Origin of the sequence: Ilumatobacter sp. (assembly GCF_030065885.1) — a bacterium.
Taxonomy (GTDB): domain Bacteria; phylum Actinomycetota; class Acidimicrobiia; order Acidimicrobiales; family Ilumatobacteraceae; genus Ilumatobacter.
In genome coordinates this window covers 23,749-49,571 of sequence record NZ_JASJCS010000034.1, presented here as the reverse complement: position 1 = coordinate 49,571, position 25,823 = coordinate 23,749, and the positions used below count along the sequence as shown (strand labels likewise).

21 protein-coding genes are annotated in these 25,823 nt (G+C 69.9%); 5 read left to right on the top strand and 16 right to left on the bottom strand.

All coding sequences use genetic code 11. The features are described 5' to 3' along the window. Positions 1–288, top strand: a 288-nt coding sequence (locus QNJ12_RS09960; RefSeq protein WP_300622383.1) for a hypothetical protein, incomplete at its 5' end; no start/stop codon positions are given. Positions 289–295: 7 nt separating this feature from the next. On the opposite strand, the gene QNJ12_RS09955 is transcribed toward QNJ12_RS09960, so the two are convergent. The 10 genes from QNJ12_RS09955 to QNJ12_RS09910 form a co-directional block, all read right to left on the bottom strand. Continuing rightward, positions 296–1,816, bottom strand: coding sequence for a trimethylamine methyltransferase family protein (locus tag QNJ12_RS09955; protein WP_300622380.1), 1,521 nt, complete (start codon positions 1,814–1,816; stop codon positions 296–298). Between the two features lie 25 nt (positions 1,817–1,841). Continuing rightward, a complete protein-coding gene (locus tag QNJ12_RS09950) occupies positions 1,842–3,146 on the bottom strand; it encodes an FAD-binding oxidoreductase (protein WP_300622377.1) in 1,305 nt (434 codons plus the stop codon). Positions 3,147–3,202: 56 nt separating this feature from the next. Further along, complete coding sequence (locus QNJ12_RS09945; protein WP_300622374.1) at positions 3,203–4,048, bottom strand: hypothetical protein; 846 nt, start codon at positions 4,046–4,048, stop codon at positions 3,203–3,205. A gap of 64 nt (positions 4,049–4,112) precedes the next feature. Next, a complete protein-coding gene (locus QNJ12_RS09940; protein WP_300622371.1) occupies positions 4,113–5,660 on the bottom strand; it encodes a trimethylamine methyltransferase family protein in 1,548 nt (515 codons plus the stop codon). Next, positions 5,657–7,654 (bottom strand): ASKHA domain-containing protein, encoded by a 1,998-nt coding sequence (locus QNJ12_RS09935; RefSeq protein WP_300622368.1) that lies wholly within the window; start codon positions 7,652–7,654, stop codon positions 5,657–5,659. Before QNJ12_RS09935 ends, QNJ12_RS09940 begins: the two co-directional genes overlap by 4 nt. A gap of 3 nt (positions 7,655–7,657) precedes the next feature. Further along, a complete protein-coding gene (locus tag QNJ12_RS09930; RefSeq protein WP_300622366.1) occupies positions 7,658–8,560 on the bottom strand; it encodes a dihydropteroate synthase in 903 nt (300 codons plus the stop codon). Then, positions 8,553–8,963, bottom strand: a complete 411-nt coding sequence (locus QNJ12_RS09925) for a virulence factor (protein WP_300622363.1) — start codon at positions 8,961–8,963, stop codon at positions 8,553–8,555. The genes QNJ12_RS09930 and QNJ12_RS09925 overlap by 8 nt, the downstream gene beginning before the upstream one ends. Beyond that, entirely contained in the window at positions 8,963–9,568 is a 606-nt protein-coding gene (locus QNJ12_RS09920) for a DUF1638 domain-containing protein (RefSeq protein WP_300622360.1), read from the bottom strand. The genes QNJ12_RS09925 and QNJ12_RS09920 overlap by 1 nt, the downstream gene beginning before the upstream one ends. Further along, positions 9,565–10,290 carry a B12-binding domain-containing protein gene (locus tag QNJ12_RS09915; RefSeq protein WP_300622357.1) on the bottom strand — a complete coding sequence of 242 codons (726 nt, stop codon included), beginning with the start codon at positions 10,288–10,290 and terminating at the stop codon, positions 9,565–9,567. The genes QNJ12_RS09920 and QNJ12_RS09915 overlap by 4 nt, the downstream gene beginning before the upstream one ends. A 161-nt stretch (positions 10,291–10,451) precedes the next feature. Beyond that, complete coding sequence (locus QNJ12_RS09910) at positions 10,452–11,222, bottom strand: IclR family transcriptional regulator (protein ID WP_300622354.1); 771 nt, start codon at positions 11,220–11,222, stop codon at positions 10,452–10,454. A gap of 110 nt (positions 11,223–11,332) precedes the next feature. On the opposite strand from QNJ12_RS09910, the gene QNJ12_RS09905 reads away from it, so the two are divergent. Beyond that, positions 11,333–12,751: an MFS transporter gene (locus QNJ12_RS09905; RefSeq protein ID WP_300622351.1), complete on the top strand. Its 1,419-nt coding sequence runs from the start codon at positions 11,333–11,335 to the stop codon at positions 12,749–12,751. 205 nt (positions 12,752–12,956) lie between these two features. Here the strand turns inward: QNJ12_RS09905 and QNJ12_RS09900 are convergent, their stop codons facing one another. The 3 genes from QNJ12_RS09900 to QNJ12_RS09890 form a co-directional block, all read right to left on the bottom strand. Next, complete coding sequence (locus QNJ12_RS09900) at positions 12,957–13,163, bottom strand: dodecin family protein (protein WP_300622348.1); 207 nt, start codon at positions 13,161–13,163, stop codon at positions 12,957–12,959. 169 nt (positions 13,164–13,332) lie between these two features. Then, positions 13,333–14,208, bottom strand: coding sequence for a bifunctional 5,10-methylenetetrahydrofolate dehydrogenase/5,10-methenyltetrahydrofolate cyclohydrolase (locus QNJ12_RS09895; protein ID WP_300622346.1), 876 nt, complete (start codon positions 14,206–14,208; stop codon positions 13,333–13,335). A 173-nt stretch (positions 14,209–14,381) separates the two neighbouring features. Continuing rightward, positions 14,382–16,079 carry a formate--tetrahydrofolate ligase gene (locus QNJ12_RS09890; protein ID WP_300622342.1) on the bottom strand — a complete coding sequence of 566 codons (1,698 nt, stop codon included), beginning with the start codon at positions 16,077–16,079 and terminating at the stop codon, positions 14,382–14,384. A gap of 150 nt (positions 16,080–16,229) precedes the next feature. Between QNJ12_RS09890 and QNJ12_RS09885 the strand changes: the two genes are divergently transcribed. From QNJ12_RS09885 to QNJ12_RS09875, 3 genes are read left to right on the top strand one after another with little or no spacing between them, the layout of a single operon-like run. Next, positions 16,230–18,158, top strand: a complete 1,929-nt coding sequence (locus tag QNJ12_RS09885) for a molybdopterin-dependent oxidoreductase (RefSeq protein ID WP_300622339.1) — start codon at positions 16,230–16,232, stop codon at positions 18,156–18,158. A 58-nt stretch (positions 18,159–18,216) separates the two neighbouring features. Further along, positions 18,217–19,932, top strand: coding sequence for an NADH-ubiquinone oxidoreductase-F iron-sulfur binding region domain-containing protein (locus QNJ12_RS09880; RefSeq protein ID WP_300622336.1), 1,716 nt, complete (start codon positions 18,217–18,219; stop codon positions 19,930–19,932). Then, positions 19,925–20,818 (top strand): 2Fe-2S iron-sulfur cluster-binding protein, encoded by an 894-nt coding sequence (locus QNJ12_RS09875; protein ID WP_300622333.1) that lies wholly within the window; start codon positions 19,925–19,927, stop codon positions 20,816–20,818. The genes QNJ12_RS09880 and QNJ12_RS09875 overlap by 8 nt, the downstream gene beginning before the upstream one ends. Positions 20,819–21,156: 338 nt before the next feature. Here the strand turns inward: QNJ12_RS09875 and proX are convergent, their stop codons facing one another. Genes proX through QNJ12_RS09860 form a run of 3 tightly spaced genes read right to left on the bottom strand, consistent with a single transcriptional unit; the run spans position 21,157 to position 25,770 of the window. Next, positions 21,157–22,347, bottom strand: coding sequence for a glycine betaine/L-proline ABC transporter substrate-binding protein ProX (gene proX / locus QNJ12_RS09870; RefSeq protein ID WP_300622330.1), 1,191 nt, complete (start codon positions 22,345–22,347; stop codon positions 21,157–21,159). A 55-nt stretch (positions 22,348–22,402) separates the two neighbouring features. After that, on the bottom strand, positions 22,403–24,559 hold the full coding sequence (locus QNJ12_RS09865) for a proline/glycine betaine ABC transporter permease (RefSeq protein ID WP_300622328.1): 2,157 nt from the start codon (positions 24,557–24,559) through the stop codon (positions 22,403–22,405). After that, positions 24,559–25,770: a glycine betaine/L-proline ABC transporter ATP-binding protein gene (locus QNJ12_RS09860; protein WP_300622325.1), complete on the bottom strand. Its 1,212-nt coding sequence runs from the start codon at positions 25,768–25,770 to the stop codon at positions 24,559–24,561. The genes QNJ12_RS09865 and QNJ12_RS09860 overlap by 1 nt, the downstream gene beginning before the upstream one ends. Between the last annotated feature and the right edge of the window lie 53 nt (positions 25,771–25,823).

The window sequence follows — 25,823 nt, the reverse complement described above, 5'->3', positions numbered from 1 at the left end:
ACACCCGCCACCCCCGACACCGAGATCCCCCTCACCATCAACACCCCCGGCCAGCAGGCGAGCACCACGATCGACCTCACCACCGGCGACGGCGTGTCGATCGAGATCGTCGAGCGGATCAGCGGCCGGTTGATCGTCAGCGGCCCGGACGGGGCGGAGATCGCCACCGTGCTCACGTCCGGGCGCCCCAGCACCGTCGAGGCGCCGACCGCCGGCACCTACACGATCACGCTCGAACCCGACGACGCCACCACCGGCACCCTCCTGATCCGCCTCACCCGCACGTGAACGGAGCTCAGTACCACATGTCGTCCATCGACGACTTCTTCGCACCGATGTAGTCGCGCAGCGCGTCGTCGATCGACTCGTCGAGCGGCGGGGGTTCGTAGGCCGCGAGCGTCTCCGCGACGCGCTGCGCGGCGCGATCCTCCGTACGTGACTCGCCGTCGTCGCGCCACTGCTCGAAGCTGTTGTTGTCGGCCGTGGGGCTGTCGTAGAACGCCGTCTCGTAATGGCGCAGCGTGTGCTGCGAGCCGAAGAAGTGCTTCCCGGGGCCGACCTCGTGGAAGCCGTCGATCGCGAACTCGTCGGGGTCGAGCGACACGCCCTGCAGGTAACGGTGCAGCGCGCCGCAGAAGTCGGCGTCCATCATGAACTTCTCGTAGCCCATCGCGAGCCCGCCTTCGAGCCAGCCGGCCGAGTGCAGCAGGAAGTTCGTGCCGCACAGGATCGCCGACATCATCGACATCGTCGACTCGGCCATCGCCTGCCCGTCGGGCACCTTCGACGCCGTGAACGCGCCGGCGCAGCGGAGCGGCAGCCCGACCCGCCGGGCGAGCTGCCCGACGACCAGCGACCCGACCGCCGGTTCGGGCGTGCCGAAGGTCGGCGAGCCGGAGCGGAGCGCCATCGACGACAGGAAGTTGCCGTAGATCACGGGTGCACCGGGTCGCACCAGCTGCGCGAGCGCCACGCCGACGAGCGTCTCGGCGTGCGCCTGGGCGATGTCGCCCGCCAGTGTGACCGGACCCATCGCACCGCCGAGGATGAACGGCACGATCACCGCACCCTGGTTCGCCTCGGCGTACGCCCTGATCGCGCCGGTCATGGCGTTGTCCCAGACGAGCGGAGAGTTGACGTTGACGTTGCCCATGATCACGCAGTGCTCGTCGGCGAACTCGCGGCCGAACAGGATCCGCGCCATCTCGACGGAGTCGCGCGCACGCTCGGGCGCCGTCACCGACCCGAGGAACGCCTGGTCGTTGTAGCGGATGTGGGCGTACACCATGTCGAGGTGGCGCTTGTTGACCGGCACGTCGACCGGCTCGCAGATCGTGCCGCCCGAGTGATGGAGCCACGGCGAGGCATGTGTGAGCTTGACGAAGTTCTCGAAGTCCTCGAGCGATGCGTACCGGCGACCCGCGGCGAGGTCGCGGACGAACGGCGAACCGTACGCCGGCGCGAACACGACGTTGCTCCCACCGAGCACCACCGACTTGTCGGGGTTGCGGGCGTGCTGCACGAACTCGCTCGGCGCAGTGGCGACCAGCTCCTTCACGTGCCCCGGCTCGAACCGGACGCGCTGTCCGTCGACGGCCGCACCGGCGGCACGGAACAGCTCGCGATCGACGTCCTCGTTGATGTCGATGCCGACCTCGGCGAGGATCTGATCGGCCTTGGCCTCGATCAGATCGAGGCCGTCAGGCGTCACCAGGTCGTGCGGCATCAGCGTCCGGCGGATGTACGCGGGCGCCTGCGGGCGCGCCGCCGACCGCTCGGTCACCCGCGCTGCCCGTCCGCCCCCTCGACGTGCCATCGTGCCCCCTTCGCTCCCCCGCTCGTCAGCCCATGACGCTGTGTGTCGTGTCGGCCTGCTCGCGTCGTCGCGAGAACGAGCCGAGGTCGATCGTCTGACCCGTGCGCGGCCCCGTGAACTGGACGGGGTCCCGGTCGTGGTCGTGGCCGGACATCGTCGCGTCGATGATCTCGCGCAGGTACTGGCCCGCCATCGGCGCGTTCTTGAACTGGTTGCCGCTGGTGCCGCACGCCATGAAGAAGCCGTACAGCGACGAGCGGTCGTAGATCGGCACCCAATCGTCGGAGGCGTCGTACATCGACGCGATGCCGTTCGGCTGACTCGGCACGCCGAACTCGGGCATCCGTCTGGCCATGCGCATCATCGAGGTCTCCCACACCTCGACGGTGGGATGCTCGGAGTTGGCGTCGGGGTCGTCGACCCAGTGCAGCTCGTCGCACTCGGGTTCGGTGCCGCCGATCCAGATCTGCCGGCCGGGGGCGGGCCGGAAGTACTGCCCGATGTCGAGGTCGGCGACGAGCGGCGCACCGTCCTCGATCGCCGCACCGGGCGGGGCGGGCGCCATGAACACCTCGGCGCGGAGTGCTCGATGCCCGATGTTCATGTCGTCGGTGACGCCGGCGAGGCGGTTGATCCGGCCCGCGTGAGGGCCACCGACGTTGACCACCACCGGCGCCTCGACCACGGTGCCGTCGGCCAATGTGACACCCGTGACGGCCTCGCCGTCGCCGGCGCGCTCGACCGAGACCACCGCGCGATTGAACAGGAACTCGGCGCCGTGGCGGCGCGCTGCGTACGCGAGGTTGCGGGCGGCGAGCATCGGGTCGTCGACGAACCCGGCGGTCGGCTCGTAGAACGCCGAAAGCCGCTCGGTCGCCTCGTCGGCGAAGGCGGGGTCGTCGACCGGCTTGGGTGGGTGGTACTTGCCGACGTCGAGGTGCGGGAACCGCTCGGTGATCTGGTCGGGGCCGAGCAGCTCGTGCTCGATGCCGAGCTCGATCCAAAGCGCCCGCATCCGTTCACCGTCGTAGCCGGTCGTCCGGAACACGAGCGTGCCGGTCTGCGTGAACGTGATCATCCCGTCGGGGTCGACACAACCGAGGTGGTCGGCCCAGTTGGCCCAGAGCGGAGCCGCCTCCCAGGCGGTGAGGATCGGATCGCGGGTCGAGTAGCTGAACCGGATGATCGCCGACGATGCACTGGTCGACCCGGCGCCGGGGCCGGGGCCCTTGTCGACCACGACGACACGCCGACCGCCGCGGGCGAGCTCGAACGCGACCGACGAGCCGATCACCCCGGCGCCGATCACGACCGCGTCACACGCCGTCACGACCGTCCCCCGATCTCGTTCGCGTGAGGTAGTTGCGCACTATCCCCGCAACTTCCTCACGCGTTGCCGTGGCCGGCGTCGCAGCCTCCGGCGATGGCCTCCCGCCAGCGCCTGGTGTCGGCGACCGCATTGAACGTGAACGAGTGCAACGCCTCGATACCGAGCGCCTCGGCGTCATCGGCGAACTCCTCGACCAGCTCGGTCGGGTCGTAGCCGCCGGGCGCCACCAGCTTCATCACCGTCGAGCGGTTCTTGCTCAGGTAGCGCATCGAGGCGCCGATCCCGAGCCGCGTGCCCATCTTCATCAGGCGGGCCCGGTCGACGACACCCGGCACGCCGAGTCGCACGGGCAGCGTGATCCCGGCGCGACGCTCGACCTCCAACCAGCTTCGGATCCTCCCGACGTCGAAGCACATCTGCGTCGAGATCCAGCCGCCGACGCCGGCCGCCGCGAGCGCCGCTTGCTTGGCGCGCAGCTGTTCGGTGATGGCCGCCTGGTCGATGAAGGCGTGCCCGTCGGGGTAGCCCGTGACGCCGACCCGGTCGAGGCCGGGGTCGGTCGCCAGCAGATCACGGATGAACGGGAGCGCACCCTCGTACGGACCGACGGGTTCGGGCGCATCACCCGCGATCACGAACACCTCGCGAAGGTCGTGCTCTCGCAGCCACGCCGCGAGCTTCTCGACGTGGTCGTGGTCCTCGACCAGCCGCGCGGACAGGTGCGGGATGGGCATGTGACCGGCGTCGATGAGCCGTTCGGTGAGCTCGAGCGTGGCATCGATGCCCTTGGCCGGCGAGCACGTGACCGACACGTGCGAGCGTGGCGGCAGCTGGGCGATGGCTTGCTCGACCGACGCCATCGGCACGATCTCGTAGTGCAGGTTGGACACCAGGCGGGCCATCGCCGGCGACGTCGGTCGCCGGTCGATGTCGCCGCGTCTCCTCGATCTGGTCAGCATCACACTCCTATTCGAACGAGTCAGGTAGCTCTGCCTTGCGGCGGGCGACGTAGTCACGCAGCTCGGCGTCGATCGCGTCGTCGATCGGCGGCGGCTCGTACGACGCGAGCTGCTCCTTCCAGATGGTGTTGGCGCGTTGGGCGGCGTCGAGGCTGCCCTCCTCGGCCCATTGCTCGTAGCTGGCGTTGTCGGCGGTCGACGACCGGTAGAACGCGGTCTCGAAGTTGGCCAGCGTGTGCTCGGTGCCGAGGAAGTGGTTGCCGGGCGGGTTGTTGCGGATGGCATCGACGGCCCGGCCGTTGTCGGAGATGTCGAGGCCCTTCGCGAACGTGGCCATGGCGCCCAGCTGGTCGCTGTCGAGGATGAACTTCTCGTACCCGATGGCCAGACCGCCCTCGAGCCAGCCGGCGGCGTGCAGCACGAAGTTCGTGCCGCCGAGCATGGTCGGGTAGAGCGTTGCGAGCGATTCGTAGGCGGCCTGGGCGTCGGGCAGCTTCGACGCGCACAGCGATCCGCCGGACCGGAACGGGACGCCGAGCCGACGTGCGAGCGCGGCGACCGTGTACAGCACCATCGCCGGTTCGGGTGTGCCGAAGGTCGGCGCACCGGTCTGCATCGACATCGAGCTGGCGAACGAGCCGAACACGACCGGCGCGCCCGGCCTGACCAGCTGGGTGAACGCGATCCCGACCAGGGCTTCCGCCAACGTCTGCACCGCCACGCCGGCCGAGGTCGCGGGCGCCATCGCCCCGGCGAGGATGAACGGCGAGATGACGCACGCCTGGTTGTGGCTGGCGTACACCTCGGCGGCGGCGAGCATCGTCTCGTCCCACACCAGCGGCGACGACGCGTTGATCAGGCTGGTCAGCACGGTGCGGTCGCCGAGATCGCCACCGAACGCGATCCGCGCCATCTCGACCGAGTCCTCCGCACGCTCACCAGCGGTGACCGAACCCATGAACGGCTGGTCGCTGTAGCGGATGTGGGCGTACACCATGTCGAGGTGGCGCTTGCTGACCGGCACGTCGACCGGCTCGCAGACCGTGCCACCGCTGTGGTGGATGTGCGGCGTCAGATGGGCGAGCTTCACGAAGTTCTCGAAGTCCTGGAGCGTGGCGTAACGCCGGCCACGGTCGAGATCGTGCACGAACGGAGATCCGTAGTTCGGCACGAAGACCGTGGCGTCACCACCGATCTGCACGTTGCGCGCCGGGTTGCGGGCGTGCTGGGTGTAGACGGCTGGAGCCGACGCCTGGACCAGCTCGCGAAGCAGACCACGCGGGAAGCGAACGCGTGTGTCGTCGACGTCAGCGCCTGCGGCCCGGAAGCGCTCGATCGCGGACGGATAGTCGCGGATCTCGACGCCGACCTCCTCGAGCACGGTGTCGGCGTCGTGCTCGATCAGCTCGAGGCCCTCGTCGGACACGAGCTCGAACGGCTTCATCGCCCGCACGACGTACGTCTCGGTGGTCGCGACCGGTGCGCTCCGGAGGTTGCGACGGCCTTCGCGACCGCCGCCCCGGCGCCCGCGGCGCGTCGGCTGGGTGTCGGTCACGCGTTTGCTCCTCGCCGTCGGCGGCTTCGTCCGGTCGACGCCGAACCCGGATCGCTCGCCGGCAGTGCGACGACCTGGGCGAGGTGTGGTGTCTCGGCGGATGCGTGGGGCATCGCCATCGCTGCGACGAACAGCTCCTGGAACCTGGGCTCGGTTGCTGTCTCGATCTTCACGACGTCGCGCACCGCACGTTCCATCTCCGCTCTGAGCGATGCGGACAGCAACGCCTGCACCGCCCCGGTGCCGGCGGCGTTGCCGACCGACACCACGCGGTCGACGGGGCAGTCCGGCACCAGGCCGAGCACCATCGCCCTGACGGGGTCGATGTGCGCGCCGAACGCGCCGGCGAGCCGGATCTCGCCGATCGGTGGATGCCCGGCGTGCTCGACCAGGAGATCGATCCCAGCGCGCAGCGCGGCCTTCGCGAGCTGGATCGCGCGCACGTCGTTCTGGGTGATCGCCAGCCGCTCGTCGCCGCCGGACCAGAGCACGTACGAGAAGGTTCGCCCGTCGGCCACCACGCGGTCGGTCCGATCCGCGAGCTCGCCGCGGATCACGCCGTCGCGATCGATGACGCCGCTGAGGAACATCTCCGCGACGACGTCGATGATGCCCGAGCCGCAGATGCCGGTGACGCCGGTCCGAGCCGCGGCGTCGCCGAACCCCTGCGCATCGGACCAGGCCTCGACGCCGATCACCTTGAGGCGGGGTTCGAGCGTCGCGGGATCGATGCGGACGCGCTCGATCGCCCCGGCCGTCGCCCGTTGGCCACAGCTGATCTGCGCTCCCTCGAAGGCGGGACCGGTCGGGCTCGACGCCGCGAACTGGCGGTCGCTGTCGCCGAGCACGATCTCGGCGTTGGTGCCGACGTCGACGAGGAGCTGCATCTCCGCGGACCGGTGGGGCCCCTCGGCGAGGATCGCGCCTGCGGTGTCGGCGCCCACGTGCCCGGCGATGCACGGCCCGACGTAGCAGCGCGCGTACGGCAACGTCAGGCCGAGCTCACCGGCCGTGGCGCGGACCGGCTGGTCGGTGGCCAACGTGAACGGCGCCTGGCCGAGCGGCGTCGGGTCGATGCCGAGGACGAGGTGGTGCATGATCGGGTTGCCCACGATGACCAGCTCGAGGATGTGGTCGCGGTCGACCTCGGCCGCGATGGCCAGGGAGCCCACGAGCTCGTCGAGCGCGCGGCGCACCGCGTCGGTGAGCTCGCGCTCGCCGCCCGGGTTCATCATCACGTAGGACACCCGGCTCATCAGGTCCTCGCCGTACTTGATCTGCGGGTTCATCGATCCGGCGGTCGCGACGACCGTCCCGGTCGAGAGCTCGCAGAGATGCCCGGCGATCGTCGTCGATCCGACGTCGACCGCGACGCCGTAGGCGGCACCGACGTAGCCGGGCCACACCGCGACGATCGCGTCGCCGTCGTCGATCGCCACGGTCACCGAACCGCCACCGGCCGAGATCGCCGGTTGGAGCGCCGGCAACAGGCGTGCGGGGACGGTCGGCGCCGGTCGGCCGTGCTGCTGCGCGACCGAGGCGGCGACGACGTCGGCGAACGTCGCCTCGTCACCGAGCCGGCTCGTGGGCACCTCGACGTACCGGAGCGTGAAGAGCGCATCGATCTCGATCGGCGGCAGGTCGAGGTCCTTGCGGACGACCTGGCGGTGGCGCTGGCTGTCGGGCGGCACGTCGACCACGACGTCGTCGAGGATGGTCGCCGCGCACCCGAGGCGACGTCCGTCGATCAGCGGCCGGTTGCCCCGGTAGTCGGTCTCGATCGGGCGTCGTGGACCCAGCGCCTCGTCGGTGACCGTGACGCCCCACTTCGCGAACGTGCCGACCGACAGGTCGATCTGGCATCGCCCGCAGATCCCCCGACCCCCGCACACCGTGTCGAGATCGGCCCCCAGCCGGCGCGCGGCGTCGAGCACGGTCGAGCCGCGCTCGATCGTGCCGCTCAGGCCGGACGGGGTGAAGACCACCTGCGGCATGGGTCACCCGGCGGGGCGCCTCCGACGTCGGCCTTCACGGCCGCGGCCGCCCTCCGGCGCGCCGGGCTCGCGGTTGGCGCGGATCCACGCTGCGCAGTCGCGGTCGGTGCCCATCAGCACGTCGGCGGCCATCACCGCCGTCTTCACCTCGGCGTGCATCGGGTTCATGATCGCCGACGTCATGCCCGAGGCGATCGCCATCGAGAGGAACGCCCCCGTGACGTGGTGGCGGTTGGGGAGCCCGAAGCTCACGTTCGACGCGCCACAGGTGGTGTTGACGTGCAGCTCGTCGCGAAGGCGCCGGAGCAGGCGGAACGCCTGCTGACCGGCACCCCCCATCGCACCGATCGGCATCACCAGCGGGTCGACGACCACGTCGCTGGCGGCGATGCCGTGGTCGGCGGCGCGGTGCACGATCTTCTCGGCCACCGCGAACCGGACGTCGGGATCCTCGGAGATGCCGGTCTCGTCGTTGGAGATGGCGACGACGGCGGCGCCGTGGCGGGCGACGAGCGGGAGCACCCGCTCGAGCACCTCGTCCTCGCCGGTGACCGAGTTCACCAGCGCCTTGCCCTCGTAGACGCCGAGGCCGGCTTCGAGCGCCTCGACGATCGACGAGTCGATCGAGAGCGGCACGTCGGTGACGCTCTGGACGAGCTTGACCGCCTGGGCCAGCAGGGCCGGCTCGTCGGCCAGCGGGATGCCGGCGTTGACGTCGAGCATGTGTGCGCCGGCCTCGACCTGGGCCACGGCGTCGGCCTCGACGCGGCTGAAGTCGCCGTTCTTCATCTCCTCGGCGAGCAGCTTGCGGCCGGTGGGGTTGATCCGCTCGCCGATCATGACGAAGGGCCGCTCGAACCCGATCGCGACCTCCTTGGTCGCCGAGCTCACCAGGGTGTCAGTCATCGATGGTCTCCGTTCCGTCGAGTTCTTCCAGTGCCAGCAGCTCGGCCCGGTCGACTGCGCCGTCGCCGAGGTCGGCGACGAAACCGCCGGCGAAGGCCAACTTGCCGAGGTGCTCGCGGCTGTAGGCCTGTTCCAGCCGGGTGGCCTCGGCTTCGGCGGCGGCCGCCACGTCATCGCCCCACGCCACGGTGTCGAGCGCGACGGTGTCGCGCCGCCACTGGGCGATGTCGTCGTCAGCGGTGTAGATGTCGGCCTTCCGCTTGGCGCGGTCGATCGCCCGCTGGAACTTCGACGACAGCACGAACTGGTGGCGGTCGCGGCCGGACTGTCCGTTGACCTGAGCGGGGATGTCGCGCCAGTAGATCGTGACGACCACCGGTGCAGCAGCGCCACGGCGCCCCATCAGCTCGACGCCCCGGCGAGTGCGAGCGTGACCGGCGTCGCGAACGTGTCGAGGCCCGTGTGCACGTGGTGGAACTCCAGCCCGAGCCGGTCGGCGGCCGTACGAGCGGCGTCGACGACGGCGGCGTCCTCGCGCTGCGAGAGGAGGACGACCCGCCGGTAGTGCGCGAAGTAGAGGTCGCGCAGCTCGGGATGCTCCTCGATCCCGAACCCCCTCCAGATCAGCGCATCGAAGTGCTTGGCCAGGAAGTCGGTCAGGTAGAAGGTGCCGAGCTCCTCCTCGTGGAGTTCGGCGAACTGGGAGCCGCCGGCGAAGAACTCGTAGCAGTGAGCGCCGGGCAGCCGGGTGATCGAGTGCTCGGCCGATTCGATGAAGGCGTCGAGCAGCCCGCCGGTGCCGCAGTCGGCGTAGCCGAGGAAGATCGGACGGTCGGTGTCGACGTCGGTGAGCCGATCGGCCAGTTCCGGCACGATCCGATCGGGATGGTTGTGCAGCGGGGCCGGCAGGAACGAGACCTCGACGGCATCGGAGAGCCCGGCCTGGCCGAGCACGGCACGTAGCTCGCTGACCAGCGCACCACACGCCAGGATCAGCGGCCTGGTCACGGGACCGAGGGTCCCGACGGTTCGGCGGTGCGCATGCGCCGGGCGCTCACCAGCTCCTTGGCCGTCTCGGCGGCGACCGCGGCGTCACGGCAGTACGCATCGGCACCGACCGCCTCGCCGAACTCCTCGTTCAACGGTGCGCCGCCGACCAGCACGATGTAGTCCTGGCGCCGCTCCCGCTCTTCGAGGGTGTCGATGACGACCTTCATGTACGGCATCGTGGTCGTGAGGAGGGCCGACATGCCGAGGATGTCGGGCTGGTGCTCGTCGAGCGCGGCGACGTACTTGTCGACGTCGCAGTTGATGCCGAGGTCGATCACCTCGAACCCGGCGCCCTCCATCATCATCGCGGTCAGGTTCTTGCCGATGTCGTGGATGTCGCCCTTGACCGTCCCGATGACGATCTTGCCGATCGGTTCGGCACCGGTCTCGGCCAGCAGCGGGCGGAGGATCTCCATCCCCGCCTTCATGGCGTTGGCAGCCAAGAGCACCTCGGGCACGAACAGGATGCCGTCGCGGAAGTCGATGCCGACGATGCGCATGCCCTCGACGAGGGCGTCGTTCAGCGTCCGATCAGCCGTCCACCCGCGATCGAGCAGGATCGTGGTGCCTTCGACGATCTCGTCGGCCAGCCCGTCGTAGAGGTCGTCGTGCATCTGCTTGACGAGCTCGTCGTCGGGCAGCGTCGCCAGATCGATCTCTTCGTAGTCGTCGTCGCTCACGTCATCCCCCACGAGGTGCTCGACCGGCTCCTCATCCGGCCCACGATACGGAACGCATCCGCATCGTGGAACACTAGCACTCCCGGTCGCCGTCGGCGCCAGTCCGAGCGCGGCCGCGCCACGGTGACCACCGATCGGACCGGGGCGCCGGGCGGCGCGCCTCAGGCGGCGGACTCGGGGCGGTGCCGGCCGGACAGCCGGTCGGAGATCCGCTGTGCCGTGTCGACCACGGCCGCCGCCACGGACGCCGCACCCCCGGGCTCGGGGAATCGGTACGACGGGCCGTGCGCATGCACCGCGGCGATCACCGAACCGGCCGGGTTGACGATCGGGGCCGCGACCGAGTTCAGTCCCTCGGACATCTCCTCGTAGACCCACGCGAAGCCGGCGCGCCTGACCTCGTCGAGCCGGCGTGCCAGCACGGCAGGATCGGTCACCGAGTGCTCGGTCTGCGGCTCGAGCGGGCCCGCGAGCCACTCGACGCGCAGCTCACGTGGCACATGGGCCATCAGGATCAACCCGGACGACACGACGTGGGCGTCGACGCTCTCGCCCGTCCAGTCCCGGACCTGCACCTCGTGATCGCCGTCGACCTGGTCGAGGTAGTACACCTGCGCGCCGTCGAGCATGCCGAGCCCGGCCGCTTCGCCGATCTGCTCGACGAGCTCGACCAGGAAGGGGCGAGCGATCGACACGAGGTTGCTCCCCGGGCTCGCCGACGACGACAGCTCGATGATCAGCTCGCCGAGGCCGTACACACCCAGCAGATCGCTCTGCTCGACCGCTCCGGTCTCGACGAGCGTGCCCAACAGCCGCGAGACCGTGCTCTTCGGGAGGTCGGTTCGGTCGGCGATCTCGCTGACACCCAACGGTCCGCTCGCGAGGCATCGCAGGATGGAGAACGCTCGCTCGACTGATTGCACCGTGGACATGTCATCAACTCCGGCCGCTCAGCATTCCACAATGCGGAACGGTCGCCAAACCGGCCCCGGCACGAATCCGCCACGCGGGCTCGCCGTCGGGTGCGATATCGTGCCGCGCCGTGAGCACGGTGCCGGTCGCCGGTGGCGACGGACCAACCGAGCAGACCACCGATGTCGAACCGGCGCCGGCCGCCCCGGACGCCGACCTCGAACCGGCGACCGAGCCGCCCGCCCGATCGCCGTCCGACCCGGCACCGGGACCGGCGATCGAGTCGCTCGTGTGGGCCACGTGGGCGCTCTTCCTCGGTCTCGGTCTGATGCTCACGGGCGCCGGGTTGTTCGGCACCCTCATCGCCGTCCGCTCCGAGCTCGACGGCTTCAGCTCCCTCTCGATCGGATTCGTCAGCGGCGCGTACTACGCCGGGTTCCTCGCCGGCTCGCGCGTCACGTTGCACTCACTCGGCAACGTCGGCCACATCCGCGTGTACGCCGCGCTCGCCTCGCTGCTGTCCGCCGCGATCATGACCGCCGGGTTCGCGACCCATCCGGTGGCGTGGATCGGGCTGCGGTTCCTGGCCGGCGCCTGCCTCGCCGGCCAGTTCGTCGTGGCGGAGTCATGGCTCAACCAGCTCGTGTCGAACCAGCAGCGGGGGCGGCTCTTGTCGATCTACACGCTCGTCACGGTCGTCGCCTACGGCGTCGGGCAGTTCAGCTTCACGAGGCTCGATCCCAACGCGCTCGCCGGCTTCGGCGCGGCGGCGATCCTGATCTCGGTCGCGGTTGCGCCGGTCGCGCTCTCCGCCGCAGCGGCGCCGCCCGTGGTCGCGGCGCCGGAACGGATGACCCTTCGCGAGCTCTGGAGCATCGTGCCGACCGGACTCGTCACGTCGCAGCTGGTGGGCGTCACCCACGGCGCGTTCTTGGGTCTCGGCGCGGTCTACGCGACCCGATCGGGCCTGTCGGTCCCCGAGATCGGCCTGTTCGTCGCCATGCCGACGCTCGGCAGCCTGATCCTGAGCGTGCCGATCTCGTCCGCGTCGGACGGCGTCGACCGGCGTCTGGTCGGTGCGCTGGCGGCTGCGGTCGCGGGCGGCGCCGCGGCCGTGCTGCTGCAGGTCGGCCCCGAGGGCTGGCCGGGCCTGCTCTGCATGGTCGTCATCGGGGGAACGACCTATCCGCTGTACTCGATCGCGGGGGCCTACACCAACGACTGGGTCCCGACCGCCAAGCTGACGGCCGCGTCGAGTCAGCTGGTGTTGATGTTCGGTACGGGCGCGCTGCTCGGCCCCGTCATCGGCGCGCTGGTGATGGGAGCCGTCGGCGCGGACGGTTTCGTGTGGATGACGATCGGGTCCCACGCCACGATCGCCCTGTTCCTCACGGTCCGCATCCTGCAGCATCCGGCCGCGGTCCGCGCCAAGCCGTGGAACGCGGTGCCGACCGCCGGCAGGCTGCACTACCTACCGGCGACCGCCGTGGCGATGGGGCGACGTCTCCGGCCGATGCGGCGCCGGCGGCGACCGCCCGGCACACACTGAGCGCCAGCGGGCGCGACGATCCGGCTCCGTCCCGGCCGGTCACCGCGCGGTCATCGGACCGACCGGACGCGCCGCGTCCCCGACGCAGGCGAGCGCCGACGCGACGGCGCGCGGGCGCCGCGACATCGTCAGCGAGCTCGGCAGGTGCCGAGCCCGGTGCCCCGAGCTCGGTCCGGCTCGGTGGGTGCGGCGTGGCCCGGTCGTGTCAGCCGTCGACGCTGTCGACGAGGAACGAGATGCGCACGTGTGCGCCCCACTCGTCCAGGTTCTCGCCGCGCAGCCCGATCGAGACGACGTCGAGCGCCTTGACGCCGTGGAGGTTCTTGGTCGCCTCGGCCAATGCGCTCTTCACGGCGGCGTCCGAGCTCTCGCTCGAGCGGCCGACCACTTCGATGATCTTGGTGACTGCCATGTTTGGGTCTCCTTGCTGTCCACCACCGATCGTGCGCCCGGCCACGCCCCGTGACCAGGGACTACCGTCCCAACCTCCGAACACCGTCGGCCCCCGGCCGTGCGGGGCTCGGACGGTCCACCGAACACCAGGGGGCGCCAGCTCGGGGGGACGGAGCTCGATCGGACGCTCAGGCGGCGCCGAGCATCCTGGCCGCCGACATCGTGTTCTCGAGCAGGCACCCGATGGTCATGGGCCCGGTGCCTCCGGGCATCGGCGTGATGGCGCCGGCGATCGACTCGACGGCGTCGAAGTCGACGTCGCCGACGATGCCGTCCTCGGTGCGCGACACACCGACGTCGATGACCGCGGCGCCCGGCTTCACGTGATCCGCGGTGATCATGTGGGCCTGCCCGGCGGCCGCGACCAGGATGTCGGCCTCGCGACAGACCGCCACCATGTCGGCGGTGCGCGAGTGGGCCAGCGTCACCGTGGTGTCGATGCCCTTCCGGCCGAGGAGCAGCAGTTGGGGCAGGCCGACGAGCGTCGAGCGACCGACGACCACGGCGCGCCGCCTCGATGTCTCGACGCCGTACCGTTCGAGCAGGCGCATCACACCGAGTGGGGTGCACGGCACGTGGCCGGGGATGCCCCTCACCAGGCGGCCCATCGACCGCTCGGTCAGACCGTCGACGTCCTTCTCGGGCGGCACGAGCGCGAGCACCGGCTCGGCGTCGAGATGTTCGGGGAGCGGCAGCTGGACGAGGATGCCGTGGACCGACGGGTCGGCGACCAGCTCGGCGACCGCCTGCTCGACCTGCTGCTGGGACGTGTCCTCGGGCAGCTCGACCTGACGGGACACCATGCCGGCCTCCTCGGCCTTGCGATGCTTCATCCGCACGTAGATCTGGCTCGGCTTGTCGGAGCCGACGAGCACCGTCGCGAGGCACACGGCCGGTGAGCCGAGCGACTCGATCTCGTCACGCAACCGGACGACGATCTCGTCGCGCAACCGGTTGCCGTCCATCAACACCGCCCCACCCGGAGTCCGCTCGAAGTCAGCCATGAGCACCATCATGACCCCTGACTCCGTCGGGCATCGCCATCCGGCGACACGTCGCGATCATCGGCATCGAGTGCCGGTCGACGACGAAAGCGCGGCCGCAGCGACACGACCGCCAGGGAGGCGCTGCCGGCAGGAGGGAGCAGCCGAAGCGCAGCGGAGGGCAGTCCCGACCATCAGGAGAGCCCGACGATCTCGCCCTCGCCGTCGACGTCGATGCGCGACGCGGCCGGCGCCTTGGCGAGACCCGGCATCGTGCTCATCGCGCCGCAGATCGGGTAGACGAAGCCGGCACCGACCGACGCGCGGGCTTCGCGGACCGACAGGGTGTGGCCGGTCGGCGCGCCCTTCAGGGACGCGTCGCCCGAGATCGACAGGTGCGTCTTGGCGATGCACACCGGCATCCGGCCGAAGCCGTTGTCCTCGTAGGTCTGCAGCTGCCGGTTCGCGGCCAGTGTGTACTCGACACGCTCGGCCCCGTAGATCGTGGTCGCGACCTTCTCGATCTTCGTCTTGAGCGAGTCGGCGTCGTCGTAGAGGTACGCGAAGTCGTTCGGCTCCTCGCAGGCGTCGATGACGGCCTGGGCGAGTTCGGTCGCGCCCGCGCCCCCGTCGGAGAAGTGGGTGCACACGGCGACCCGCACGCCGAACTGGTCGGCCACCTGCCGGATCGCGTCGTGCTCGGACTCGTGGTCGGTTGGGAACCCGTTGATCGCGACGACGGGCGTGACGCCGTGCGCCATCACGTTCTGGATCTGCTTGCGCAGGTTGGCGGCTCCGGCCAGCACGTCGTCGGGGTTCTCCTCGAGCAGCTCGTCGGGCAGCGGCCGGCCGGCGACGATCTTGTACTTGCCCGAGTGCGCCTTGAGCGCCCGGACCGTCGCCACGAGCACGGCGGCATCGGGCGTCAACCCGGACGCACGGCACTTGATGTTGAAGAAGCGCTCGGCGCCCATGTCGGCACCGAACCCCGCCTCGGTGAGGAGGTAGTCGCCGCCCCTGATCCCGATCAGGTCGCCGATGACCGACGAGTTGCCGTGCGCGATGTTGCCGAACGGGCCGGCGTGCACGATCACCGGGGTGTGCTCGAGCGTCTGGAGCAGGTTGGGGGCCAAGGCCTCGCGCATGATGACCGCCATCGATCCCGCACCCTGCAGCTGCTCGGCGGTCACGGGCTCGCCGTCGCGGGTGTATCCCACGACGATGCGCCCCAGGCGTGCGCGGAGGTCGTCGGCCGAGACGGCGAGGGCGAGGATCGCCATGACCTCGGAGGCGGCGGTGATGTCGAAGCCCGACTGGCGGGTCACACCGTCCATGCGACCACCGAGACCGATCACGATGTTGCGCAGCGCCCGGTCGTTGACGTCGAGCACCCGCCGCCACGTGATGTTGTCGATGTCGAGACCGAAGTCGTTGCCGTGGTGCAGATGGTTGTCGACCATGGCCGCGAGGAGGTTGTGCGCGGCCGTCACGGCGTGGAAGTCGCCGGTGAGGTGCAGGTTGAGCAACTCCATCGGGATCACCTGGCTGTAGCCCCCACCTGCGGCGCCACCCTTGATGCCGAAGGTCGGACCCATCGATGGTTGACGCAGCGAGATCACGGCGTTCTTGCCGACGTGCTTCATCGCCTGCCCGAGACCGACCGTCGTGGTGGTCTTGCCCTCGCCCAGCGGGGTCGGCGTGATCGCCGTCACGACGACGTACTTGGCCTTCGGGCGGTCGGACAGCTCGTCGACGGCACCGAGATCGATCTTGGCCAGATCGCTCCCGTACGGCCGCAACAGGTGCTCGCCGATGCCCATCGACGCCGCGATCTCGGGGAGCGGCTTGGGCGTCGCGGCGCGAGCGATGTCGAGATCGGTCGGAAAGGACATGGTGCGTTCGAGCCCCCTGCGTGTCGAACTGTGTGCCGTGTCGAACTGTGTCGAACGGCGTCGAGTGTGCCACAAGCGTATCTGTTCCACAATACGGAATCGTTCTGCATGGTGGAACACGACGACGGGGGTGCGGTACGATCCGGGGTCATGGGGCGCCATCGACACCGGCCGAAGGCACGGCTGACCGAGCCGCTCGTCCGCGAGCGTGGCGAGCTCAGGCCGGCCACCTGGGGTGAAGCGTTGACCCGTGCCGCCGACGGCTTCCGGACCTCCCGCGATGTCCACGGCGGCCGGTCGATCGGCGTGTTCTCGTGCTCGAAATCGACGAACGAGATGAACTTCCTCGCCCAGAAGCTGGCGCGATCGGTCTTCGGCACCAACAACATCGACTCCTGCAACCGAACTTGACACGCGCCGTCGGTGGTCGGTCTGGCCACGGTCTTCGGAGCGGGAGGTGGCACGTCGTCCTACCAGGAGGCCGAGGCCGCCGACGTCATCGTCATGTGGGGGTCGAACGCCCGCAGCGCACACCCGATCTTCTTCCACCACGTCCTCACCGCGCTCAACGCCGGCGCAAAGCTCTACGTCGTCGATCCACGCCGATCCGAGACCGCCCGCTTCGCCGACCGCTGGTTGGGCCTCGACGTCGGCTCGGACATCGCCCTGTCGAACACGATCGCCCGCGAGATCATCGAGGCCGGCCTCGTCGACACCACGTTCGTCGATCGCGCGACCACCGGCTTCGACGAGTACGCCGCGTCGGTGCAGGAGTGGACGCTCGAGCGGGGCGAGGCGGTCACCGGCGTCCCCGCCGACGCGATTCGCGAACTGGCCCACGCCTACGCCACGGCCGATGCCGCGCAGCTGTGCTGGACACTCGGCATCACCGAGCACCACAACGGCGTCGACAACGTGCTGTCACTGTGCAACCTGGCGCTGCTCACGGGTCAGGTGGGCCGATACGGGGCGGGGCTGACACCGCTGCGAGGGCAGAACAACGTGCAGGGCGGCGGCGACATGGGGGCCCTCCCGAACAAGCTGCCGGGGTTCCAGGACGTCACCGACGACGCCGCCCGCGCGAAGTTCGACGCCGAGTGGGGCGTCGCAGTGCCGCCCGAGAACGGCTGGCACCTCACGCAGATGTTCGACGCGATGGAGCGCGGCGAGCTCCGCTCGGTGTTCGTGATCGGCGAGAACCCGGCCCAGTCCGAAGCCGACGGCCGGCGCGCGGTCGAGCTGCTGGCCGGTCTCGATCACCTCGTCGTCCAGGACATCCATCTGACCAAGACGGCCGAGATGGCCGACGTGGTCCTGCCGGGCAGTGCGTCGTGGTGCGAGTCCGACGGCACGGTCACGAACTCCGAGCGTCGCGTGCAACGCGTTCGCAAGGCGCTCGAGCCGCCCGGTGATGCCTGCGACGACATCGACATCATCACGGGGCTCGCACGTGAGCTCGGCCACGACTGGCACTACGAGGACCACGAGGGGATCTGGGACGAGCTGCGCCGGCTGTCCCCGATGCACGCCGGCATGTCCTGGCAGCGGCTCGACGAGCTCGGCGGCATCCAGTGGCCGTGCTTCTCGGAGGACTCGCTCGAGCCGCCGTTCCTGCACGGCCGGCTCTGGGCCGACGACCCGGCCGAACGGGGGCGGCGGGCGCCGTTCAGCGTCGTCGTCGACGAACCGCCGGTCGAGCACCTCAGCGAGGACTACCCGCTGCGCCTCACCACCGGACGCCGCCTCGACTCGTACAACACCGGGGTGCAGTCGGGCGGCTACTCGAGCCCCAACCGGATCGGCGAGACGCTCGACATCTCGCCCGCCGATGCCGGCCGGCTGGGCATCGCCGACGGCGAGATCGTCCGCGTGGCCTCGGCTCGCGGCGCGGTCGAGGCCCCGGCGCGCGTCGACCCCGGTCTCCGCCCCGGGCTGGTCTTCATGACGTTCCACTTCCCCGACGACGTGGACGTCAACCGCCTGACGATCGACGCCACCGACCCCAAGGCCGGCACCGCCGAGTTCAAGGCCGCGGCGGTGCGTGTCGACAAGCTCCCGGCACCCGTGGCCGGCGACTGATGACCCGCGAGTCGTGACCGGTGAGTGACGAGACGCGGCTGATGGACGGCATCGCCTGATGGCCGACATCGTCACCCGTGGGCGACCGGCCACCGCGCAGGAGAACCACGCGATCGATTCCGTGCTCAGCGCCGAGACCGGGCATCGGGCGCACGACGGGACCGGCGGTCGGCGCGCCAGGCGGCACCTCCTGTTGCCGACGCTGCACGCCGTCAACGACCGTGTCGGCTGGATCAGCCCCGAGGCGATCGATGCGATCGCCGAGCGGCTCGACGTCTCCCCGGCCGAGATCTACGGGGTCACGACGTTCTACGCACTGTTCTCGACGACGGAACGCCCGGCTCACCAGACCCACGTCTGCGTCGACCTGGCGTGCCGGGCGCAGGGAGGCCCGCGTGACGACCTGCCCGACGGCACCCATCCGGCGCCGTGTCTCGGGCTCTGCGAGCAGGCGCCGGCCGCGTACGTGACCGTCGCCGGCGCGCCGGCCGACCGCCGGCCGGCGGGCTCGACGACCGCCGACGAGCTGCGCGGGCTCGCCGGTGGCGGCACGCCACCGCCCGAGGTCGACCCGGCGGCGTCGGTGCCCCAGGCGGGCGATCCCTCCCTGGTGCTCCTCCGGCGCGCCGGCCGCAGCGATCCGCTCGACCTCGACGCCTACGTCGCCGATGGCGGGTTCGAGGCGCTGCACGCCGCTCGCGAGATGGGACCAGAGGCCGTGGTCGAAGCGGTCGGCAACTCGGGCCTGACCGGGCGAGGCGGCGCGGCGTTCCCCACCGGCCGAAAGTGGGAAGCCGTCCGCACGCAGCCGGCGACACCGCACTACCTCGTCTGCAACGCCGACGAGTCCGAGCCGGGCACGTTCAAGGACCGGACGCTGATCGAGAACGACCCGTATGCACTCGTCGAGTCGATGTGCATCGCGGCGCTGGCCACCGGCTGCGAACACGGGTACATCTACCTGCGCGGCGAGTATCCCCGTGCCGAGCAGATGCTCGAGACGGCGATCGCACGGTGCCGCGACGTCGGCCACCTCGGCTCCGGCTTCGAGATCACCATCGTGCGCGGCGCCGGCGCGTACATCTGCGGCGAGGAGACCGCGATCTTCAACTCGATCGAGGGCTACCGGGGCGAGCCACGCAACAAGCCACCGTTCCCGTTCGAGGTCGGGCTGTTCGGCAAGCCGACCGTCGTCAACAACGTCGAGACGTTGATGAACGTCCCGCCGATCATCCGCGACCGCGCAGCGGCCAACCGGCGGCTGTTCTGCCTCTCCGGCGCTGTCGTGCGACCCGGTGTGTACGAGGTCGAGCTGGGGCTGACCCTCGGCGAGCTGATCGACCTCGCCGGTGGGCTTCGCACGGGTGCCGAGTTGCAGGCCGTGCTGCTCGGCGGCGCCGCAGGCGGCTTCGCCGGCCCGGCCGACCTCGACCTGGTGCTCGATCACGAATCGACCCGGGCGGCGGGGCTGACGCTCGGCTCCGGCGTCGTGATGGTGCACGACCAGCACGTCGATCTCGTCGACCAGATCCGCCGCATCGCGGCGTTCTTCCGCGACGAGTCGTGCGGGCAGTGCGTTCCCTGCCGGGTCGGCACGGTCAGGCAGGAGGAGGCGGTCGAGCGGCTCGCAGCGGGCGCCCGCGACGGCGACATCGACCTGCTCCGCGACATCGGCGCCGCCATGCAGGACGCCAGCATCTGCGGCCTCGGCCAGACCGCGTTCAACGCGATCGAAACCGCCATCGATCGCCTGGGGGTGTTCGCCGATGGGTGACGACCTGTCGCGACTCGTGTCAGGCACAACTCGCGACGTGCGCCTCACGATCGACGGGGCCGAGGTCGTCGTGCCCGAGGGCACGACGATCCTCGACGCGTGCGGCGGGCGGGGATGCGACATCCCGACGCTCTGCTACGGCGAGACCATCACGCCCAAGAACGCCTGCCGGGTGTGCATGGTGGAGGTCGAGGGGTCACGGGTGCTCGTGCCGTCGTGCTCACGCCCGGTCGAGGACGGGATGACGGTCCGGACCCGCAGCGAGCGCGTCGACCACGCCCGCAAGATGGTGCTCGAGTTCCTCGGCTCGTCCGTCGACCTCTCGCTCACCGAACGAGTCGACGAGTGGAACGCCGAGTACGGCGCCGATCCGGATCGCTACGGCGATCGAGCGGCGACGGTGTCGCAGCCCGTCAAGGTCGACAACGACCTGTACGTGCGGGACTACGCCAAGTGCATCCTGTGCTACCAGTGCGTCGACGCCTGCGGTGAGCAGTGGCAGAACAGCTTCGTGATCGAGATCGCCGGGCGCGGTTTCGACGCGCACGTCTCCACCGAGCACGACGTCTCCCTCCCGGATTCGGCCTGCGTGTACTGCGGCAACTGCATCCAGGTCTGCCCGACAGGGGCGCTGATGTTCACGAGCGAGTTCGACATGCGCGCCGCCGGCACCTGGGACGAGCAGCGACAGACCACGACCGACACGGTCTGCGGGTTCTGCGGGGTCGGCTGCAACCTGACCCTGCACGTGCAGGACAACGAGATCGTCAAGGTCTCCTCGCCGCCCGACAGCCCGATCACCCACGGCAACCTGTGCATCAAGGGTCGCTTCGGCTACCAGCACGTGCAGAACCGTTCTGATCGGGCTTCGCCGGGGTCGAGCTGATGGCTCGACGCCTCCCGAGCTGTGGTGCTCCGAATGTCCGGGCTTCGCCGGGCTCGGGCTAGCAGCCCTCGCCTCCGGGAGCTGCGGGCTCGCTGCGCTGTGCTCCTCGCCGGGCGCGGCCAGCGCGGCAGACTCGACTGACCAGACCGGCGCTGCTTCGCCTCCCGCGCTCGCCGCCGCCGCTTCGCTTCGGCGCTCGCCCACCTCCGGCTTGCGACGCGATCGGTCGGCGACATGATCGTCTCGCTACAACCCTTGCCCTGACCGGGGACGCGGAACGGCCGGCCCGTTCGGGCCGGCCGTTCCGTTCAGTGAGTAGTCGGATGTGATCGGGTGGATCAGCCGGCGGCTGCGACTGCGCTGGCGATCCAGCCGTCGACGGTCGCGCGGTTGTCCTCGATCCAGGTGGCGGCGAGCTGCTCGACGTCGGTGCCGTCGCCCATCTCGACGTTCATCAGCGAGACCTGCAGGACGGACATCTGGAAGTCCTCGAGGAACTGGCGAACGGCCGGGTTGGCATCGAGGAACTCGGAGTTGGCCGTGGCCTGGATGTCGGCGGCGACCCAACCGAGCTGGCAGTCGGTGCCGGTCGAACCCGGGCACTCCTCGGGCCCGATGCCGGCGATGCCGGGACGCTGGTCGTGCTCCTCGCCGCCCTCGACCCCCGTCGGGTTCGAGTCGTCCACCACCTCGTTCACCGTCGCCCAGACGACGTTGTCGCCGGGACGCAGCTGGGTGATGTAGGCACTCGGCGTCCAGGTGTAGATCAACATCGGCTCGCCGGCGTCGGCCTTCGTGACGGCCTCGGCGAACATCGCGTCGTAGCCGGCGATCGTCTGCTCGATGTTCTCCCAACCGGAGAAGGCGATCTGGCTCGTGATGATGTCGTCACACGTCCAGCTCTCCTGGCAGCCGTAGATGTCGGCGACGCCGTTGCCCGGGACCGGGTCGCTGGCGTCGTAGGCCGCCAGTGCGTCCGGGTTCGAGTTGAGCTCGTCGATCGACGAGATGCCGAACTCCTCGGCGAACGACTTCGTCATCAGGTAGCCCTGCAGGCCGCCCGCCATCATCATCTCGCCGACGACGGTCAGGTGGTCGCCCACCTTCGAGCCGTCCGGCAGCTCGTTCTCGAGCCAGCTGTTGTGGCCCGGGTACCAGGAGTTGATCCAGAAGTCGGCGTCGCCTTGCGCCATCGCGATGTAGGCGTTGCTCGGGCCGAGCTCGAGCTCCTTCGGATCGGTGACCTCGTACCCCAACTCCTGGAGGACCGCCCGCGCCACGTAGGCGTTCGGGTCCTCGGTGCTCCAGTCGGCCTTGGCCATCGTGATCGACACGCCCGTGCCAGGCAGGGCGCCGGCGTCGTCGGTGGCCGCGTCGTCGGTGGCGGCGTCGTCGGTGGCGGCGTCGTCGGTCGCGGCGTCGTCGGTCGCGGCGTCGTCGGTCGCGCTGTCGTCGTCGTCACCGCACGCTGCGGCGACGAGCCCGAACGCGACCACGGTGGCGACCAGCGCTTTGTGGTTCCTGATCATGGTGTTGGTTACCCCTCCCTGGGTGGTGTGCTCACGCTGCGGCAGTTCACGCTGCTCACGGCGCGATCGTTGAGGATACGGGATCTTCGATGGCGATACTGCGCGGAGCGCCTGATCCGCCAGTGGGCGCGGCGGCGTCGACGTGGCTGTCCGCGTACACCCGCGACCGTTCGAAGCCGCCGACGACCAGACGGCCGGCGAGGAACGCGAACACGCCTCCGAGACCGGCGACCATCGTGCCGACACCGCTCGCGAAGTTCGGATCGGTGGCGCGGGCGAGGGACCCGGTCCAGCCGACGAAGATGCCCACGACGGCCATGCCGAGACCCATCGCGACGATCCCGCCGATCCATTGCCGGCGGTCGTCGAGGCCGGCCGCACCCGCCGTGACGAGCGCACCGGCCGCGGCCAGCACCGTGAAGATCAGGGCCCAGATCCCGAGCCCCGACCCCTCCGACGACATGCCGTCGATGACGATCGCCTCGTCGGCGACGGCGGATGCACGGATGGTCTGGATGCGCGACGCGGCGACGCCGCTCTCGATCTCGCCGGCCGCTTCCTGCCGGATGATCTCGTCGAGCTCGGCCTGGATCTCGGGCGTGATGACGGCGTCCTGGCGCTCGTCGAGCGTCCACGAGGAGAAGATGGCGATCACGGACAGCAGGACGGCGACGACGGCGAGCACGATCGGCGCGGCGACCACCTTCGGCTTCAACGGTCGACGCGGACCGTACGGGGCGGCGGCCACCCACAGCGCAGCGGCGACCGTCATTCCGAGCCCGCCGACGATCGCCACGTACACGCCGAGCCCGTGGCTGTGGCCGACGGCGAGGTCCGGCGGCTGGATCAGCCAGTACGCGACAGCGGTGCCGAGCGCCCCGAGCGCGGCGAACAGCACACCGTCGGGTGCGAGCCAGCGACCGCCGGCGCCGGGCCGGACGAGCATCGTGATCGCCCCCGCCAGCGCGACGAGCGCGAGCAGCACGATGAAGATGCCGAACCACGACCCACCGGAAGCCGCCAGGCCGTTGAACGACTCGCCAGCGAGGTCCTGGTCGTCGCGTCGCGAGTAGCCCGTCACGAGGCCCGAGTCCTGGCTCCACGTGAGGAACACCGACACCAGCGTGAGCACGGCACCGGCGATCACACCCATGATCGCCTGCCGCTCACGCCCTGCGACCGGGGCGATATGGCCCTCGTGCTCGTCCTCCGGCTCTTCGGCGGGCGGCTCGATCAGGTGCGCCTCGGGGTTGAACGTCGGATCGTCGAGCAGCATCTCGGGCGTGCGCCGCGCCCGCCACGCACCGACGATGCGCGAGAACAGGTTGGCCTGGGCGGCGCCGGTCGGCTGGGCGATGCGGTCGAGGATGACGGCGAGCAGGAAGAACGCGAGTCCGCTCGACGCAGCGAGCGACACGTCCTGCTGGCCGAGCGCCCGGAACAGCAGCTGGCCGAGACCACCGGCGCCCATGATCGCAGCGACACCAAGCATCGAGAACGCGAGGAGCAGCGTCTGGTTGATGCCGGTGAGGATCGCGGCGCGGGCCAGCGGGAGCTGGACGTCGATGAGGACGCGTCGCTCGGGTGCGCCGTAGGCGCGCGCAGCCTCGACCACGTCCTCCGGCACCTGTCTGATGCCGAGGTTGGTCAGGCGGATCAAGGGCGGGAGCGCGAACACCATCGTGGCCATCGTCGCCCCGATGCGGCCGACCCCCCAGAAGTAGATGAAGGGCAGGAGGTACACGAACGAGTGGATGACCTGCATCGCGTCGAGCGTCGGTCTGATCACCGACCAGACGCCGTCGATCCGTCCCGCGAGGATGCCGACGGGTATGCCGATGATCACGCAGATCACCACCGCGACGACGATGAAGCCGATCGTCCGCGCGGTCTGGATCCAGTACTCGTTGCCGAGCAGGCCGCAGATCACCAGGCCGATGCCGGCACCGACCGCCACCGTCAGGTTCCGGACGAGCCAGGCGAGCAGGAACATGATCAGGACCAGCCAGACCCACGGGATCTCGAGCAGGAATCGGTCGACGATGTTCTTGAGCAGGAACTCGAACGGCCAGGCGATCGCATCGAGCAGCCAGTCGAGGTTGAGCGTGACCCAGTTGACCGCCTGCTCGATCCAGCTGCCGAACGGGATGGTGAACTCGTCGAGGACCTCGTTGTCGCCGAAGCCGGGATCGTCAGGTGCCTGCACGAACATCACATGAACACCTCGCGCTCGAAATCGTCGATGAGTGATTCCACTCGGCCCATCTCCTCCATGATGTGGCGTGGATCGAGGTTGCCGACCAAGCGGCCGTCCTCGTCCACGACGGCGATCGGGATGCCGCGCCCGGCGGCGGCATAGACCTCGTTCAGGGTCTGGTGCGGGTTGCACGTCGCGAAGTCCGAGCGCAGGCCGTCCTGGAGGTTGGTGCTGCCCATCCCGCTGGCGCGGATGCCGTCACCGGTGGTCAGCACGGCCACCGGGGCGCCGCGCTCGTCGAGCACGAAGGCGCCGGCCCGATCACCCAGGTGCTGCAGGCCCTCCTGCAGCGTCTCGGTCGCACTGAGCGGCCTCGGCTCGACCATGATCTCGTGGACCTGGATGACGCGGCCCTGGTCGACGTCCTGCACGAACTCGGCGACGTACCCGGTCGCCGGCTGCGTGAGGATCTCCTCGGGGGTGCCGATCTGGACGACGGCGCCGTCCTTCATGATGCACACCCGGTCGCCGATCCGCAGCGCCTCGTTCAGATCGTGCGTGATGAACAGGATCGTCTTCTTGAGGTCGTCCTGGATGGCCATCATCTCGTCCTGCATCTGGCGGCGGATGAGCGGGTCGAGGGCGCTGAAGGCCTCGTCCATCAGGAGGATGTCGGGGTCGCTCGCCAGCGCCCGGGCGAGGCCGACGCGCTGCTGCATGCCGCCCGAGAGCTCACTCGGGTAGCTCCCGGCGTACCGCTCGAGCCCGACGAGGCCGAGCGCCTTGAGCGCCGCCTGGTCCCGGACGTGGCGGTCGACCTTCTGGACCTTCAAGCCGTACCCGACGTTGTCGATGACGGTGTGATGCGGGAACAGCGCGAAGTGCTGGAAGACCATCCCCATCTTCTCTCGGCGGAAGGCCTGCAGCGTCGTGCCGGTCATCTGCTGGACGTCCTCGCCGTCGACGAGCACCTCGCCGTCGGTCACGTCGTGCAGCTTGTTCACGGTGCGGATCGCCGTCGACTTGCCGGAGCCCGACAAGCCCATGACGACGAAGATCTCACCTTCCCTCACGCTGAAGTTGACGTCGGTGAGCCCGACGACGTGGTTCGTACGGAGCTGCACCTCGTCCTTCGGGACGCCCGCCTTGGCGAGCTCGAGAGCTCGCCCGCGTGGCTGGTCTCCGAAGATCTTGTAGACGCCCTTGAGCTCGATCTTGTCGCTCAATGCTGTTCTCCCCCAACCGGGCGCGCACGACCGGTTCTCGATTGGTAGCACCG